Annotated in this window: 1 protein-coding gene (running past both ends of the window); it reads right to left on the bottom strand. The window is 66.6% G+C overall.

This entire window lies inside a single protein-coding gene on the bottom strand: locus tag F8D48_RS11595, encoding an SdrD B-like domain-containing protein. The 73920-nt coding sequence extends 40429 nt beyond the window's left edge and 15765 nt beyond its right edge, so the window shows coding positions 15766–33491 — codons 5256 (complete) to 11164 (partial); the first complete codon in reading order (the gene reads right to left) occupies positions 17724–17726. Both codon boundaries (start and stop) fall beyond the window edges.

The following is a 17726-nucleotide window of genomic DNA, read 5'->3' on the forward strand; positions in this document are numbered from 1 at the left end:
TCGTACACATCTACGTCGTAGATCTGGTAGTAGGCGCTCGCGTTGAAGGGACGGGTGCCCTCGGTGCCGGCGGTGGCCTCGGCGGTCTTCTTGTAGAAGGTCACGGTGCCGTCGGTGGGATCGGCGGCCGTGGCGGTGCGGTAGGTGCCGTCGGCCTCGCGCACGTACAGGGTGCCGGTCTCGGCGGTCGGGTCGGCCACGGCCTCGTAGACGGCCGCGGTGCCGGGGGTGCCGGGGGTGGCGGCGTCGGTCGGGTCGCTCGTCTGGGGCTCGTCGGTGTGCTCCGCATCGTCCCACGGGGCGGTGAGCAGGCGGTCGTACCAGGCCTCGTCCTCGTTGTTGCCGAAGACGTGGCTGGCCAGGTTCACGCGCAGCTTGTAGCCGCCCTCGGTGTAGCAGTCGGCCATGGACGCCGGGTCGGGGTCGGTGGCGTTGGCCACGCCGGCCACCGCCGCGCCGCCGTCGATGGCGCGGCCGAACCACTTGCCGAGGTCCTGCTTCACGGTGATCTTCAGCACCCAGGGCTGGGAGCTCTGGGTGTAGGCGGAGCCGGTCATCTTGGCGGTGTCCACCACGGGCGCCTCGCCGGCGCCGGGCACCGAGTCGGCGCCGGTGGCGGCGCTCACGCTGGAGTAGGTGGCCTGCTCCACAGCCCGGGACAGGTCGGTGGCGGCCGTGGTCACGTTGCCCTCGCGGTAGAAGGCCGGATCCTGGATGGCCGCCGGAGCGTCGTAGCCCGCATAGGCGCTATAGGGCGTCTGGAGCACCTCCACCTCGATGCGGTCCTCATCGATGGCCTCGTAGGTCTCGTCCACATAGGGGGCGCCGTCGTTGGCGGCCGCGCCGGTGGCACCGCGGCCGTTGGAGACGCTGCCGACCTTCTTCAGCAACTCGGCGCCCACCTCGATGGCTCCGTCCTCGCCGATCACCGGCTCCACGCCGCGGGGCATGATGTAGGTGAACTCCACGCCGTCCAGGTTGCGGTCGCCGTAGTTGTAGGCCGTGAGCTGGCTCGTGAAGGTCTGGCCGAATTCCAGAGCGTCCTCGTACTGGCCGAACTCCACCTCCGGGTCCTCGGTCAGCTGCCAGTGGGTCAGATTGTTCTGGCCGTTGTCGTAGATGTCCTTGTTCGGGTCGGTGTAGTTCACGTCGGCGGCCGTGGGGAAATCGGTGTTGATGGCGGCCGAGCCCGAGGCACCGGTGGTCACGCGGGTCACGCCGTTGTAGCGGCGGCCCGTCGGCAAATCTTGGGCCACGTTGCCGCTGTAGCGGCGAGCGGCCTGGTAGTCGTCGGCCGCATTGGCATCGCCCACGCGGCTGTCGAAGTCGCTCACCATCTCGGAGGTGGTGGTCAGCCACGCCTTCTGCATGTGCAGGCGGGTCTGGGACCACACCAGCGGGGTGGCCGACACCTGGCTGGCCAGGGCGCGGTCCACGTCCACCGTGCTCTGCTTCTTGGCGGTCAGTTTCTTCTCGCCGAAGGTGTTCAGGGCGTCGGCGATGCGGCTGGCGGTGACGAAGGCGAAGTAGTCGCGGGCCACAAGACCGGTGGTGGTGTCGCCCTTAATGTCCCAGGCGTCGCGGGTCACGAAGGAGAACTGGTTCGGCAGGCTGTCCTTGGCATCGGCCACGGTGTTGTCGCCGGTGGTGGGGGTGCCCGTCAGCAGGTAGCTCACCTTCTGGTTGTTGGCCTTGCCGCCGCGCAGGGTCATCACGTCGGCATCCATGAACTGGCCGTTGGACCCGGAGGAGCCGTAGTCGTTGGCGTTCACGTTGGGGGCCGTGACCACGTTCTCGCCGATGTAGCCGCCGCTCGGGCGCTTCACGTTGGAATCGGTGCCGGGAATGAAGGTGTAGGCGTGATTGAACATCTCGTAGGTGTCCACGTGCTTGGGCTTGTCGGCCGTGAAGGCGGCCTCGTGGAGCAGGGAGTCCATGTCCATGAGCACGTTCTGGGTCTCCACGCGGTTCACGCCGGTGACGGCATTGGACAGGCCGAAGGTGGCAGAGCCCACGCCGGGGTTGGTGAAGAAGCTGCCGGCGGCGCAGCCCACGTGCCCGCAGTGCAGGTGGTAGCCGGAGAAGTAGTACTCGCCCAAGCGGGGCAGGAAGGCCGGCTTCTTGCCCGTGGTGTTGCTCGTGCCGTCGGCGTTGGTGGCGGTGGTGGTGGAGGCGTCCAGGTCCTTGTACACCTGGGGCAGATTCTCCTCGGCGGCGCGCACCGGGAAGGCGATGGCCACGGTGTCGCCCACCTCCACCACGGCGGAGGTGTAGTCGGGGCGGTCCACCGGGCGCAGGGCCACCATGTCATCGGAGGCCACGGTGCCGTTCTCGGGCACGGAGCCGTCGGTCAGTTGAGAGCCCGTATTCAGTTCGTTCTCGTCCAGGAAACGGCTGTCGGCCGGGTCGGTGATGTAGGTGCGGCCCGTGGCATCCTTATACTCGGGGTCTACCACCCATTCGATCTTGAACAGGCCGAACGTAGTCGGGTTTGACACGTTCTTGTCCCGGGGGTCCAGATCGTTGTAGGTCTTGCCCCAGGTGTACTTGTTGGAACCGCCGTCCAGACAGGGGTTGTTCAGGCCGCCGTTGGTGCACAGGCCCAGCTCCTGGGAAGCGTAGTTCATGGAGCCGCCGTAGTCGGCAGCCTCGGTCTCGGTGCCCACCAGGGTGGCCTTCAGCTTCAGACCGCGGGTGCGCTCGGCGGTCACGTCGTTGCCGAAGCGATCGTACCAGGCGATGCCCAAAGCCGAGCCGTCGTCGGCCTTGGCGTTCAGCACGGACTCGAGGTACTCCTCGGTGATGCGGGCGCCCAGGTTGCCCGACACGGAGGCCGCGTCGTCGTAGGCGTACTGGGAGGCCTGGCGCAGGTAGTCCAGGGGAATGCGCTCGTAGAACACCGGGTTGTAGATCTCGCCCTCGCCGGCGCCCTCCTCGTGGGTCTTCAACACCTGGAGCTTGGTCTTCTCCTCGGCAGACCCCTCCCCCACGGACTGGTCGATGGCGTCGGCCACGTTGATGTTGCGGATGTAGGCGCGGTCGTCGCCGCTGTGGACGGAGCCGTCCTTGCGGTAGTAGAAGTACACCTCGTAGTTGCCCGCCGACACGTTGTAGCTCGGCCAGGTCTGCCAGCCGGTGTTGCCGCCGTAGTTGCCGCCGTTCATGGAGCTGACCAGGGCGCCGTTGCGGTACACACGCCAGTACAGGTAGTCGTAGCTCGCGCTCTCGGAGCTCACGCGGTACTGCCACGACACCTTGGTGTCGGAATAGGCAGTGAAGGAGAACGACATGGAGGACGTCGAGCTATTCACGTGGTAGTTGGAGTTGCTGTAGTACTCCGTGCCGTTGAAGGCCCAGCCGCCCATGCTCATCACCGGCTTGGTGGCCACGGCCGCCAGCTTGGCGTTCACGAGGGTATCGCGGTACCAGAAGGTCTCGCCGGCCACGTAGCCGCTCTTCTGATCGGCGTTCTCATCGTAGGCCGCAATGGCCTCCTCCTGGGTCTGGAAGACCTGGTTCTGGAACTGCACGTTGGGGCTCTTGCGGTACACGCGGATGGGCTCGTCGATGGCGTCCCACTGGTTCTGGTGGGTGCGCCACTCGCCGTGCTCCACGTTAGTGGAGGCCGCATCACCGAAGGTGGCGCCCTGGATGACGTCGTCGGTGTACAGCGGGTTCTGGAAGTCCAGGGTGGTGGTCTCGTTGTGGAGGTGGCTGTAGGCCACGTCCACAGCCACGGTGCCCTCGTAGTAGTTGGCGATGTCGGTCCACAGGTTCAGCGGGCTGCGGGTGTCGTTGAAGCGGGCCACGCCCTCAAGCTCCACGTCGTTCAGGGCGAAGGGCGCCAGACCGTCGGCCGTGAAAGTGCCGTCGGCGTTCTTCACCGACGCCGTGGCCGGCACGTCGAAGTAGGTCCAGCGCATGGCCTGGGCCTCGCGGAACAGGTTGATGTTGTACACGCCGCGCCTGTCGTAGGTGGTGCCCGTGGTGTCGGTCAGGCCCGAGAAGCGGTTCACGGTGCCGTCCACGTAGTGGGTCTGGCCGGCGAAGGTGCGGCCGGCAAACTCGCCGGTGGTGGCGGTAAATCCGCCCATGTAGTTGCGCAGGGCCTCGCGGTCCTGGTCCTCGGCCAGCCACGCGCCCACGATGGCCTCGGTGGCCGGGGCGGTCTCGTTGCCGTTCCCGTCAACCTGGGCCGGGGTCTTCTTCGTGACGATCTCCACGGCCTCCTCGCCGCCCAGGGCCGGGTCGGCCTTGATGGCCAGGGCCTTGTCGATCTCCTCCTGGGTGGTCAGGGCCACGTAGTACTCCACCATGATGTTCTTGCGGCCGTCGGGGCGCACGGCGGAGCCCGCGGCCACGGTGCGGTTGGCCTCGGTGGTGGCGAAGGACTGGGTGGGGTTGATGGCCTCGCCCATGACGTTGCCCGCCGCATCCATCATGGCCTCGTTGTCGGGCATGGTCTCCGGGTAGGCCAGGTTGTGACCCGTGAACTCGAAGATCTGGCGGCCCGTGGGCTGCTGGTTCTCGGCGTTGAAGCCCTCGGTGAAGCGCACCGTGGTGCGGATGTCGCTCGTATGGAAGGTGGGGTTCTTCAGGTTGGACACGGTCAGCTTCAGCGGGTTGCCGTCCTGGTTCGCCTCGGTGCGGCGCGTCGTGGACTTCTCCGTGTAGGCGGCCGTGATCTGCACGTCGTTCTGATGGTTGTCCGCAATGCGGGCCATGCGCTTGCTGGATGTGGCACCGGTGGCGCCGGCGGCGCTGTAGGCGGTGTTGGCCGTGGTGGTCACCTGGCCGTACTTATCGCGGTTCGCGCCCGTGGCGGTCAGCAGGTCGGCGGCCAGGGCGTTGCCCTGGGTGTCGGTGCCGCCCAGGGAGAGGCTGGCCACCTGGGCATGGGTGCCGGAACCGGCCCCGTCGGTGTTGCCGTTCTTGTAGAAGCGCACCTGCGACTCCACGGCCGAGCCGTACTGGTCGCGGCCCGTGAGGTTGGCGGCCACGTCGGTGGGATGGCGGTGGTCGATGGGGTCGAGGGCCTCGTCGTCCACGGACTTGTACACGTCCTCGCCCACGGCATCGGACTGCTCCACGCGGTACTGGCTGAAGCCGTGGCGCGGGGCGGCGGTCACGGTGTAGGCGGCGGTCACGGCACTGGCGGCGTAGGCCGGGCGCTCGGCGTCGTAGGGCTCCCGCCCGTCGCCGTTGCTGCTGTTGAAAGCTTTGTTCTCCGAGACGTTGTAGGCGTCGCGAGCCGCGGCGTCGCCCTGAAGCTCGTCGGTCATCTGGGTGATGACGCGGATGTAGACGCCCTCGCCGGGCATCATCTGCTGAGTGGGCGAGCCCACGGAGAACACGAGGGCGCGGTTCATGTCGTAGTGCTCCCCCACCGTGTCGGGCTGGGTGGCCCGGGCCACAGCGTCGGCAGCCACGGCCGGAGCCGCGGGAGCAACGGAAGTCGGGGCCGGGGCCTCGCCGCCGTCGGGGCTCTCGGTATCGGTGCCATCGGGGTTCTCCCCCTCGCCGCCGTCGGGGCTCTCCGGGTCCACGGGCTCGGGCTCCGGGTCGGGCAGCACGATATCGTCGTGGGCCAGCAGGGTCAGGTCCGTGGAGGCCGGGGCGAAGGCCATGGTCACCACGTCGGCGCCGGCGGCGTTGGGCTCGCCCAGCAGCTTCGCGGTCACGCGGGCGGCGTTCGCGTCGGCATCGTAGTAGGCCGCATCGGTGGTCAGCGGCGGGTTGGCGGTGTTGATGGCGGGGGCATCCGGGCCGAACTCGCCCGTGACGCCAAGCTTGTCGTTGGCGCCCACGAAGTTGAGCTGGGTTTTCCCGGAGGCGGCGCCGGTGGCGCCGGGCACTTCATCGGTCACCACCTCCCAACCGACGATGCGCTGTCCGCGGTTCACTTCAAAGCGGGCATCCACGTGCTGCAGGGGCAGCATCGACTTCAGGTTCGCGCCCACAAACAGGGTGTACTCCACGTAGTCGCCGGCGTACAGGGCGCCGTCGGGGATGTCGTTGGCCGTGGTGGTGGGCTCGTAGCTGAAGATGCTCGTGGAGGAGCGCTCGTCAGCATCGTAGGCGAACACGGTGTCCTTCTGGCGCAAGGTGGTGGCGTCGTCGCGACCGTAGCCCACGGTGGGCTCAATCTTGCGCCCGCGCACATAGGAGGTGTCCATGGTGCCCAGCTTGTGGGCCACGCGGTAGGAGGCGGTGTCGTCCACGAAGGCGGTGAGGCCCTCGGTGTTGGGATCCTTCGCCTTCAGCTCCACGGTCAGCTTGTGGCGCGAGTCGGTGCCCGTGAATGCGCTCGACTGCTTGCCGAACGACGGCGTGGAGTTGTAGTCCCACTGCCCCGCGTTCAGCTTGTCGCCGTCGCGATCGGCTGCCAGGACGTTGTCCTTGGTGAGGGCCTGGTTCGTAGCGGCCTTGGCCGTGCGGAACAGCTCCACCGGGCGATCGGCGTAGACGCCCTCGTACTTGAAGGCGTAGTTCACCATGAGGTTGCTGGCCTTGTAGGTGGCCTGGGTGGTGCCCACGTTGTACTGGCTCTTGCGGGTGAGCCACTGGCCGGCGTCCAGCATGGTGCTATCGAAACGGCGGTTGGCGTTGGCGGCCTCGAAGGTGATCTGGAGGGAGGTGAACAGCGGCTTGGCGTAGGTCTGGTCCACCTCGGCGCTGTCGTAGGGACCCACCGCGGCCCCGGTGTTGGCGAAGCCCTTGATGGTATCCGTCGCCTCTGTAGCCTTATAAACATTATATGTTATAACGTCATCGCGGAAGAAGCTCTCGAAGTCGATGACGTAGTCGCCGTCGGCGTCGAAGGTCGGCAGGCCATCGGCGTCGTAGACTACCTGCGCCGTGGCGTCGTCGATCTTCCAGGGACCGCTCACGCGACCGGCTTCCTTCAGCTCGCCCCACGTGACGGACTTCGTCTGCTCCACGCCGTCGCCGTCCACGTAGGTGAAGGTGAAGTCGGTGGCGTTGAACCAGCCGCCGTCGCACTCCAGGCAGGCGCAGGCAGCGCCGTCCTGGCCGCCGCAGGCCACGGCCTCGATGAAGGCCGCGTCGTCCTTGGTGTAGGTGTCGCCGACGATGGTCAGGTAGATCTGCTTGCCGTCGTGGGCGCCGCCGTCGGCCACCTGCTTGCCGCCCTCGAGTCTGCGGGGTCCGTCATAGGACACATAGTCGTCGCCCACCTTCACATAGGGAGCGTACTGGTAGCTGATGCAGGTGCCCTGGGCGTGGTCGTTGCACTTGTGATCGCCGTCGTTCACCAGGTAGGCGGGCACGTACACGTTCTGGAGGCGGAACACCTTGTCGCCGGCCGCGGCGATGTTCTCGTCGAAGGTGCTCTTCAGCTTCACGCGGGACATATGGGCCGCACGGGTATGGTCCTCGGTGGGCTTGCCGGCCGCCGGATCGTCGAACTGGTTCTGGAAGCGCACCTCGTAGGTGGCCTTCGTGGGCGTCAGGTTGTCGGCATCGGCGTTGGCCACCTCCTGGCCGCCCACCAGATCGTACACCCGCTCATCGCCGTAGTCGTAGACGCGCTTGGTGTCGGTCTTCCAGGTGATGGTGTTGGTGGTGTAGCCGCTGGACGTGGAGGACGTGTAATCGTTGGCGCCGTTTCTCAGCCACGCGCCCTGGGGCACCACCGAGGCGTTGGCGGCGTTGTAGCCGTAGCTGTCGGTGCGGGTGATCACCTGGGTGCGGTAGTTCTCGTTGAGCACGCCATGGCTGGTGGTATCTCCGCTATGATCGCCGTGGTTGTAGTTCTCGGTGTTGTCCGTCAGGGCGCCGTTGTTCTCGGTCTGGATGCCGGTGTTGTAGCCGTAGCGCACCTTGTAGCCCACCATCCAGGCAGTGTCGTAGGCCGAGTTGCGCGGCACCCAGGTGTAGGCCCAGCCGGTGTAGTTGTACTGGCGCTCGAAGGCGTTCACGATGCGCCACTGGTTGTTGGAGTACAGGGCCTTCTCCACGCTCGTCAGATAGGTGGCAGGGGCGGAGAAGCGGCTGTAGTCCACATGGGCCGTAGAGATGGCGTTGTCGATGTAGCTCTGGAAACGGGTCTCCTGGGCCGTGGTGCCATCGGCGTACAGCTTGTTCGCCTGCCCCTTGAAGATGTAGGGGCGCCCGAGCACCTGGTAGTCGGACACGGCCTGGCCCGAACCCCGATCGCCGTCGTAGGCGCGGGCGGTCTCGGCCGTGGCGTCGGCATCGCCGCCGTAGGGGCCCAGATCGATGGTGTAGCTCGTCACGAACTCGCCGTCGGGCAGGTTGATGGTCAAAGGCTGGTGGTCGCTCTCGTCGGCCACCTTGGTCAGGCGGTTGACCACCGGCTTGCCGTCGGTGCCCACCACCGGGTTGCCGTCGGCGTCCTTGCCCTTCTTCACGTACTCGTACTTGGGCGCGCTCGTCCAGTTCGCGGCGTCCATGAACTCGGGGGTGTAGTCGTAGGGGCGCTTGAAATAGATGATGGCGTCGCCGTCCTTGTTCAGGCCCTTGGAGAACAGGTAGGTCAGGCCCGGGGAGCCGGTGTCGTCGGCCGGGTCGGTCTTCTCGTGGTTCGACGGGCGCAACGACTCGTCCACCATGGTCTCCTTGCCGGAGGCGTCCACGAGGAACATGCCATGCTCGCGGATGCGGATGGTGCGGTTCACCGTGTGGGTGACCTCCTTGCCGTCGGAGGTGGTGAACTCGTAGGTGGAGGAGCCGGCCTTCTTCTTCCAGCCGTTGTCGGTGGCGGCGTCGGCCTCGGTCCAGGTGCTGTCCTTCTCCCAGGCAGTGGTGCGCAGGGTGATGAACACCTTGTCCATGTTGGCCGCGCGCTCCCAGCGGGCGTAGTTGGTCAGTGGGTTCAGGTGGGCCCACACGTTCGCGCCGTCCATGGCGCTGATGGAGCTCTCGGGGTTGCCCGTGTTCGCCCCGCTCGTGCGGAAGAACTTCAGGCCCGTGCCCAAATAGCCGTAGTACTCGGTGTCCTGATCGGGATAGATGGTGGGCAGCGAGTCGTTGATGCGGATGTTGTCGGCCGCCGAGATGTTGGTGCCCCAGGGCTTGTAGTCGTGGTCGCTGTAGCTGTTGTTGTTGCTGCCGGGCTCCCAGCGGTACAGGGACATGAAATAGCCCTCGTCGTCGGCGAAGATGCGCTGGTCGTCGTGGTTGTCCGACACATTGGTGTTGCCGGCCCAGCCGATGGAGCCCCGATCGCGCACCACGGACTTCTGCACGTAGTTGCGGCTCTCGTAGGTGATGACCGAGGAGGAGGTGCGCAGGTGGCGCATCTTGCCCTCGTCGAACTGGTAGTAGTGGTAGTGGTGGTGATAGGTGTTGTGGTAGGAGCACCAGCCCGACTTGCAGCAGGCGCCCACCCGGTGGAAGTTCTTGTAGCCCCAGGTGCCGCGGTTGTACTCGTCGTAGAAGATGTTCAGGCACTCAGCGGCCCCGCCGGTATCGTAGTCGCCGTAGATGGTGCGCGCCTGCTTGTTGGCCTTGTCCTGGGCGTTGGCACCGTCGGCGCGCTGGTCGGGCGAGTCGTAGCGGGTGGCGGCGGCATGGACGTACTTGTCGCCGGAGTACTGGCCGCCGATGGTCATGTTAACCGTGGTAGTGGAGGCCACGGTGTTGTTGGCCGTGGGCTCGGTGGCCTGGTCAGTTTTGATGAAGCGGCCGGTCACCTCGAAGGACATGGCCTTGGTCCACTCGGCGGAGGAGGCCGAGAGGCTCTCGGAGAACCACTGGCCCCAGTCGGGCATCTTCGGGTAGCCGTTGGCATCCAGGGTGCCCTGGTTGATGGTCACGTCGTAGGTGATCTTCTTCACCTTGAAGCGCGGCACCTGCTGGGTGTAGTCGTTGAAGGTGTCGCGGTAGGCGTAGGTGGGATCGGTGCCGAAGTCGGCCTCGTGGCGGTCGTAGGCCGCACTCGGGTTGGCCGCCAGATCCACGGGCTTGCCGCCCTTGTCCACCACCTTCATGAGGTTCAGGCGGAAGAAGTAGTTGCCCTGGTTGTCCAGCTGCACCGAGGTGGGGGTGGCCGCGCCCCCGGCCGTGGCCAGGGAGCTATAGTACTGCTGGCGGATGGTGTTGCCGTCCACCACCAGCTTCTTGCCGTCGCTGTACTCCACGGTCACCTTATCCAGGTAGGACAGGGCCTGCTGCTTGATCTTGATGTAGTAGGCATCGAAGCCGTCGCCGGTGATCTCCTGGACCATCTCCAGGTGGGCACCGGTGTTGTAGGTGTAGGAGCCCACGGAGTTGTAGCGGGGGCTGCCGTTGGCCCAGTTGTAGCAGTAGTCGTAGTTGTGGTAGTAGGTGGAGTGGTTGTGCACCTGGTCCACGATGGAGCCGGCCTTGTCGCGCAGGGAGCCGTCAACGAAGCCGGAGCCGTAGATCCAGCGGGTGTTCTTGTCGTAGTAGGCCCAGTTGGAATAGCAGCCCGGGCAGCGGGTGTTGTAGAAGTTGGAGTTGCCCTGCTCCATGAAGAAGGTGCCCTCGGGGGCCACGGCGGAGATGCCGCCACGGGCGTTGTTGTCATAGGGCGAGCCGTTGGTGGAGGTGCGGTTCGCCGGCTTGTAGGTGATGTTGCCGAGGTTCTCGTTGGGCGTGGTGTCCACCTGGCGGAAGTCCACGAGGAAGGAGCCCTGGGACTTGTAGCCAATGGCCAAGTTGCCCGAGGTCTCGTCGAGGGAGCTGCCCCAGCAGGCAGAATGGCCCGCCTGGCCGTGGGCGTCATTGGAGCCGGCGGAGTAATTCGTGAAGCGGGTGGCCTGGGCATCGCCGGTCAGGTAGTCGGCCCCCAGTTTCTGGGGCATGAGGTACCAGGACGGGTAGGTGCCGTCGGCCAGCTTCTCGTCATAGCCGCTGCTGGCGGGGTCCTTCGCGCTCCAACTGGGGGTGACGGTCAGCTTGCCCGGCTGCGCGCCGCTCGCGCTGCCGGAGGTATCGGGACCGGAGGACACCACGAGGCGGGCGCGGCGGATGTCAGTGGGCGTGTCGTCGCCGGTGAGCACGTCCTCGCTGCCGTCCTCGTTCACGCGCACCAGACCGACGCAGATGACGGCCCCCTCGTCGATGGAGGCGCTCGCCTGCTTGTCAGTCACCTCGTCCACGGTGTAGCCGCCGGCCACGAGCAGGGCCGTGGCCTCTTCCACGGTCTTGCCCACGCACTCGGCGAACAGCTGGGCGCGCAGGTACTCCTCGGTGGGGCCGTCGGAGACGTACACCTTCACGGCGCCGCGGTTCTCGCGGTCCTCGGAGTAGTCGCCGATGCGCTCCACCTTGAACACGAGGCCGGCGGCCACGACGTTGTTCTTCTCATGGACGACGTCATTGGCCTCGTCCACGGTGTAGTGGTTGTCGGTGAGCAGCTGGATGGCCTCGGCCAGGGTCTTGCCGGTGTAGGCGCTCGCCAGCTCCTCCTTCTCCAGGTCGCCGGGGTGCTTGCCCTCGGAGATGGTCAGCTGCACGGTGCCGAGGTAGTCCTTGGCCGGCTGCGGCTTCACGGCCCACAGCAGGTCCTCGTCCGTGGGCACCTCCACGCGCTCCTCGCCGTCGGCGTACACGTAATTCGGGTCGAAGCGCGGGTCGGCGTACACGCCGGCCACGGCCGGCTGGGTCCAGGGGCCGCGGGTCAGGGCCAGGTCGATGAGCTGGCCGGCGGGCACCGCGTTGCTGTACTCCTTCACCGTGTCGGTCTCGACGAAGTAGCCCAAATCCAGCAGCTTCGCCCGGGCCTCGCTCTCGGTGAGGTAGGTGGTGGTGACGTTGCCGTCCTCATCGGTGGAGGTGGTGGGACGCAGGTCCTTGAAGGCATCGGGGCCCTTGGAGATGACCACGGCCACCTGGCCGAGGGTGTCCACCTTGGTGGGATCGTCGGCGTTGTACACCGGCTCGGAGAGCTTCCGGGCCGAGATGATGAGCCCGGCGGCCACGGTATCGCTGTACTCGTAGGTCACCTGGGCATCGGGAATCTCGAAGTTCAGGGGCGCCAGGGCCGCCTTCGCATCGGCCAGGGTCTTGCCCACCTGGTCGGCGGCCTCGTCCACCTCCTCGGCCGGGCCGGCGGACACGTACACGGTCACGACGGCCTTGGCGGTGTTGGTGGCCTCGCTCTTCAGCTCGGCGCGGATGACGTTGCCCTCAGCGATGCCGGGGCTCAGCCAATAGAGCTGCTCGCCGGCGGCGATGGCGCCGGGCTTGTCGGTCACGCGCTCGTAGGAGGTGGTGCCGTCCTCGGCGGTCACGAGACGGTACAGGTCGATGGCGTTGATATCCTCGGACCCATCGAGGGGGTGATAGGTGTCGTTACTGTTCTCGAAGCGCAGCTCGATGGTGTAGTCCGAATCGCGCAGCAGCCACTTGGCGGTCTTCTTCTCCGCCTCGGGAGCCTTGTCGAAGTCGCCGCCGGAATGCCAGTAGGTGAGCACCTTCTTGGAGGCGTCGTCGCGGTCGGCGTTCTCCTCCACGACCACTTTGCCGTAGGTGCCGTCGTCGTTGCGCACGAACAGCTGCTCGCCGGGGGTGTCCCCCGCCCCGTTCTGGGTGGCCAGCTCGGAGCCGCCGGGCACGACGAAGTACCCATCGTGCACGAGGGCCCCGTCGTAGGTGAAGAAGGCCACGCCCTCGGCGGGAATGGGGGTCGCGTCGGCGGCCATGGCATCGGTGCGGTAGCCGAGGGTGTCCGCGGCACCGTCGGCGCCGGGCACCGTCACCACGGTCACCTTCTGATAGGCGCCCTTCTCGTCGCGCACATAGGCCTGGGTGGCGCCGCCCACGAGGGCGGCCGGGTCGTCTACGGCCACATAGCCGTCGTGGACTGCCTTGGCATCGTAGCGGTAGAAGGCCACGCCGTCGGCGCTCGGGTCGGGATCGATCTCGAAGAGCGTGTCCACGATCTTCTCGAAGAGGCTCTTGTTCTCGTTCTCGTCGTTCTTGTCCTCCACAGCCTCGCCGGAATCCACGTCAGCATAGGCCGAGCGGCTCACGGCATCGAAGTACATCTTGGACACGAAGATGAGGGAGCGGTCGATGCGGGTGAGGGTGTAGTTGTCCGCCGTGCCGTTGAGCACCTTATCGCCGTTGAAGCCGTAGTTGGCCTTGTTGCCGTCGGCGGTGAGGGCGCCGCTCGCGGCGCCGAAGGCCGGCAGGTCCAGGGGCGCCTCGCGGAAAGAGTCTAAATGATTATATGTTGCAATGTTTATAGTGCGCTGGGTCTCGAAGTTGCTGTCGGTGTAGCCCTGGATGAAGACGTTCTGGTCGTCGACAGTCTTGCCGGCCATATCCTCGGCCATATCCTTCCAGGAGTACAGCTGGAACATGGTGGGCACCTCGATGCCCATGTCGTAGACCTGCTGCTCGGTGAGCAGGAAGCTGCCGTTGGCCTGGAGCGGGATGCGCACGCGGCCGTCCACCACGTCGAAGCCGTGGTCCCGCAGGGTGGCCTCGCTCACGGCCGCGGAACTGTAGGACAGAGCGCCGCGGGCCTGGAGCGAGCGGTTGGCGGTGCTGGTGCCCGTGGCGTACTCCAGCTCGAAGCCGGCCAGGCGCTTCTTGCCGGCCACCTCGGTGTAATAGGGCCACAGCACCACCTTGGTGGTGCTCGTCTGGGCCACCTTGCGACTGATCTGGTAGGGCGAGTAGCCGAAGATGCGGATCTTGCCCACCTTGTCATCGGGGAAGCACTTCAGGTAGCCGCGGGAGATGGTGTAGCCGATGGGATGGAAGCCCGTGTAGGCGCTCGTCTTACCGTTGTTGCCCACCACGGAGGCCTTGCCGGTCTGGAAGGTCTCCCACTCCACGGGGAACGTGATGTTCACGTCGGTATCGTCCAGCTTGGAGATGCCGGACTCGTTCTTCAGCGTGGCCCAGTAGTTGAAGGTCTTGGCGTAGGGCACGCTCACCTCGGTGCGGGTGCCGTCGGAGGCGTAGGCCGTGGACTCGCTCACGGTCTTGCCCGTGTAGTTGTTCACGTTGCCGTAGCGCACGTAGGAGTGCACTTCCATATAGGGGCGGGCCACCGACAGGGCGGCGCACTTGCGCACCGTGTCGTAGCGGTAGTCCCGGGACAGGGCCTGGGCCTTGTCCTTCTCGGCGGTGTTCACGGCGGAGTTGTCCTGCCAGTCGGCCGTGCGCGCGCCGCGGGTGTCAAAGGCACCCTTCTGCTTCAGGAACAGGCGGGCGTGCAGAGTCTGGTTGTGCGGGTAGTACCAGTTGTAGTTCCGCGTGCCGTTGCTGCTCGTGGAGTAGTAGGTGCGGTAGTTGTTCACGCAGGGGGTGAGGGTCTTGTCGGTGCCGTTGACGAACAGGCCCGCCGCCGACCAGCTGTTGCTGTAGGTGGCAGTGTTGCCCACGGAGTTGTACCAGTCGGCCTTGCCCGTGGCGGTCACCGTGAGCTCGCCGGCGGCATCGGCGGGGTCGGCGTAGCCGTTGTTGGCCGAGCTGGCCGGCACCTTGGCATCGGCGTTCCACGAGGCGGCCGAGGCAGCCGGGCTGCTGTTGGCCGTCGTGTTGCCGTTGGCATCCTGCACCACCCAGTCCTCGGCCCCAGCGGAATTCTGCAGGCCGGGGCGCCAGGAGGGCTCCAGCGAATCGTAGTGGAAGTCCACCTGGTACAGATAGCAGTCGTCGATGGTGTAGGCCGTGGTGTTCTGGTGGATGGGGCCGGTGTAGTTCGCCGCGGTGTAGGCCTCACTCTTGCCGGCCACCGTGGGCACCGTGGTCGTGGCGTCGTAGCCCGCGTCGCCCGAGGGGGTGCGCACAAGGCCCACGGCCTCAAATCCGTCGATGGCATTCACCACGGTATCGCCCGCGGCGTCGCTGTTCCAGGCGTCGTGGAAGTTCAGAGTGGTGGCCGCGCCGTCGGCGCCGAGGAGCGCCGAGTCGGCCGGCACCGTGATAATGAACTTCTCGCCGTTGGGTTGGTAGAAGGTCAGGTCGATGGAATCAAGCTGGCCCATGGTCTTCAGCGCCGTGCCGATTTCCAGCTCGGCGGTCTTGAAGCCGCGCACCACGCCCCGGTAGCCGTAGTAGTTGTTGGTGTCCAGATCGGCGGCGTTGCCGGCGTTGGCCTCGGCATAGCCCGGGGCCAGCATGGCCTTCGCCTTCATGGACACGCTCTCGATGCGCATAGACAGCGTAGCCGCGTCGGAACGGGCGCGGGTGGCGTTGCGCAGGGTGAAGGTGTAACCGGCGCCGTCAGCCTTATTGGCCACCGACACCGTGGCGGAGTTGCCCGAGCCGAGCGTGCCGTTGCCCGTGCCGTTGGTGGTGCCGTTATCGACCCATTCGGGCGTGGAAACGCTGGTCGCACCGTTGGTCGGGCGGCTAGCGGCGTCCTTGAAGGCCGCAGCCTCCGAGGCGCCCAGGTACTTGTCCACCACGAGCTTCTTCTCCGAGGCGCGGTCGATGTTGCCGTAGAAGCTCGACAGCGGGAAGTAGTACATGGTGGAGGCCATGCGGTTGTCGTAGCTGGTGTTCACGGTGCCGCCGGCCACGGCCGTAGGCGTGCCGTGGGTGCGCACGTCGCCGTAGATGCGGGCCGTGAGCGTGGTGTTGCTGCCCGCCTTGGCCGGGGTCAGGCCGTCGGCCGGGTACTCCTCGTACAGCTCGGCGGCCATGGAGTTGTACAGCAGGCGCACGTTGGCGATGACCTCGTAGTCGAAGGCGCCATCCGCATCCTCGCGCAGCTTGATGGAGGCGCCGGCGTCCTTCAGGGCCGCAAGGCCGGCCTCGGTCAGGGGCAGGTGCGCGATGGCCTCGTCCACCGAGGCGCCGTCGGTGCCGGCGGCCGTGGTGAAGTCGATGGCGGTACCGCCGTTCTTGACCAGCAGTTCGATGGTGGCGTCGTCCAGGGTGACCGTGGCCACGGGCGCCGTTACGGTCTTGGAGCCGTCGGAGAGGCGGGTGACCTCCACCTCGCCGGTGGCGGCGTTCACCGAGCGGCGGTACTTCTGGCCGTCGGTCCCGGTGAAGTCCTCGGAGGAGGCGTGGGGCACCACCGTGGAACAGCCGTAGAGCCACAGCTTGCTCACCGTGCCGGCGCGGTTGGTCCACTTGGTGCTTGTCACCGTGGTGTCGGCCGGCAGCTTGGTGCGGGTGGCGTCGCCGTCGCGGTAGCGGTAGTAGCCGTCGATCTGCAACTCGTCGGCGATGAAGCCGCGGGCCTGCTCCACGATCTCGTTCGTGGCCCGCTGGTAGGTGCCGTTGGCGTCCTTGGTCACCTTCATCATGGACACGCCGTCGATGGCCAGGTCCAGGTATCCGTTCTCGGCCGTGGACTTCGACTTGTTGGTGAGGATGTACTCGTACCAGGCGTCCTCGCGCGGATTATCGCTCGTCTTATCGGGGGCGGCCAGGGTGTCGGTGAAGCGCGGGGTGGCGTGGTCCTGGCCCACCTTCCAGCCCTCTCCTTCCCCGTTGCCGAAGTCGAGGTAGCTGAAGTCGCCCTCGCCCCAGCGGTAGGGCACATTGGTGATGGGGCGGTACAGGGTGCCGCCGATGACCTGGCTGTCCACCTTGTTGCCGGCGGCGTCCAGCGTGTAGGTGAGCGGGCGGTGGGTGGTCTGGTCCACCTCGATGTTGCCCTCGCCGGTCTTGCCGCCGGTCCAGTTGAAGTAGGTCTGGATCTCCGGCTCGGCCGTCAGGGGGTTCATCTTGGCATAGTCGCCGTCGATGGTGCGGGTGTCCTTGTTGGCGTTCCAGCTCTCGGTCTTGTACTCGGTGGAGAACTGGCCGTCCAGGCTCATGACCGTGGCGCGGGTGGGCACGCCGTGCATCTCGATGACGGCGGCGTCGGCGGCCGTGGGATCGGCCTGAGTCACCTTGGCGGCGAAGCCGGGCAGGTGGAAGGTGACGCGGGTCACGTACAGCTCGTCTTTGCACGCGGTATGGTTCGGGTTGGCGGCATCGTCGTTGTGGCCGATGCCGTTTTTGGCCGTGCAGTCGTCGGCGTGGGCAAGCCAGGCCTCGCTCGGAATGGAGACGACCCAGTTGCCCGCGGCGTCGCGGGTCACGTAGTCGGCCAGGGCCAGGGGCTGGTACTTCGCCGTGCCGTCGGCGCGGGTGAACACCTTCTCGCCGGTGGGGTTGCCGTCGCCATCGGTGTAGGAGGCCGTGGTGTCGGCCGCGCCGCCCATCTGGTGGATGGGAAGGCTGGGCACGGTGGGCACCGTGATGGTCTCGGTGGCGAAGGAGCCGTCGCCCTGCATACGGTTCACGCTCGTGGCGCGCGAGAAGGTGGTGTCGGCACGGCCCACGGCGTAGATGTCCACCGTGTAGCCGGCGAGCATCGCCTTCACATCGCTCTCGCCCATCGCCTTCAGGCCCGCCAGGTCGGCCTCGGGGGCGATGAAGTCGCTCTGATGCTCGAAGTCGCCCTCGCCGGCGCGGGCCGCCGCGGCCTTCGCATCGGCCATGGGGCCGGCCAGGATGGCGGCCAGGGCCGGGCCGTTCACGTACAGCGTCTTGGCATCGAAGCCGCGCCACTGGCCGTCCACCAGCTCGCCGTAGATGGCATGGTTGCCGGACGGATCACCGCCGTCGTAGTTGGCCACGCCGCCCACCACGTTGCCCGTGGAGCCCGTGGTGCCGAAGCTGGCGCCCTTGTCGTCGCCAGCGGCCACATAGCCGGTGCCCAAGGTCACGCGGGCGGAGTCCAGGGCGTAGTTGGAGTTGTTAGTCAGCGGGAAGCGCCAGCCGGAGTTCATGGAGCCCATGAGGGTGTCGATGGG

This window comes from Adlercreutzia muris (assembly GCF_008831045.1).
Taxonomy (GTDB): domain Bacteria; phylum Actinomycetota; class Coriobacteriia; order Coriobacteriales; family Eggerthellaceae; genus Adlercreutzia; species Adlercreutzia muris.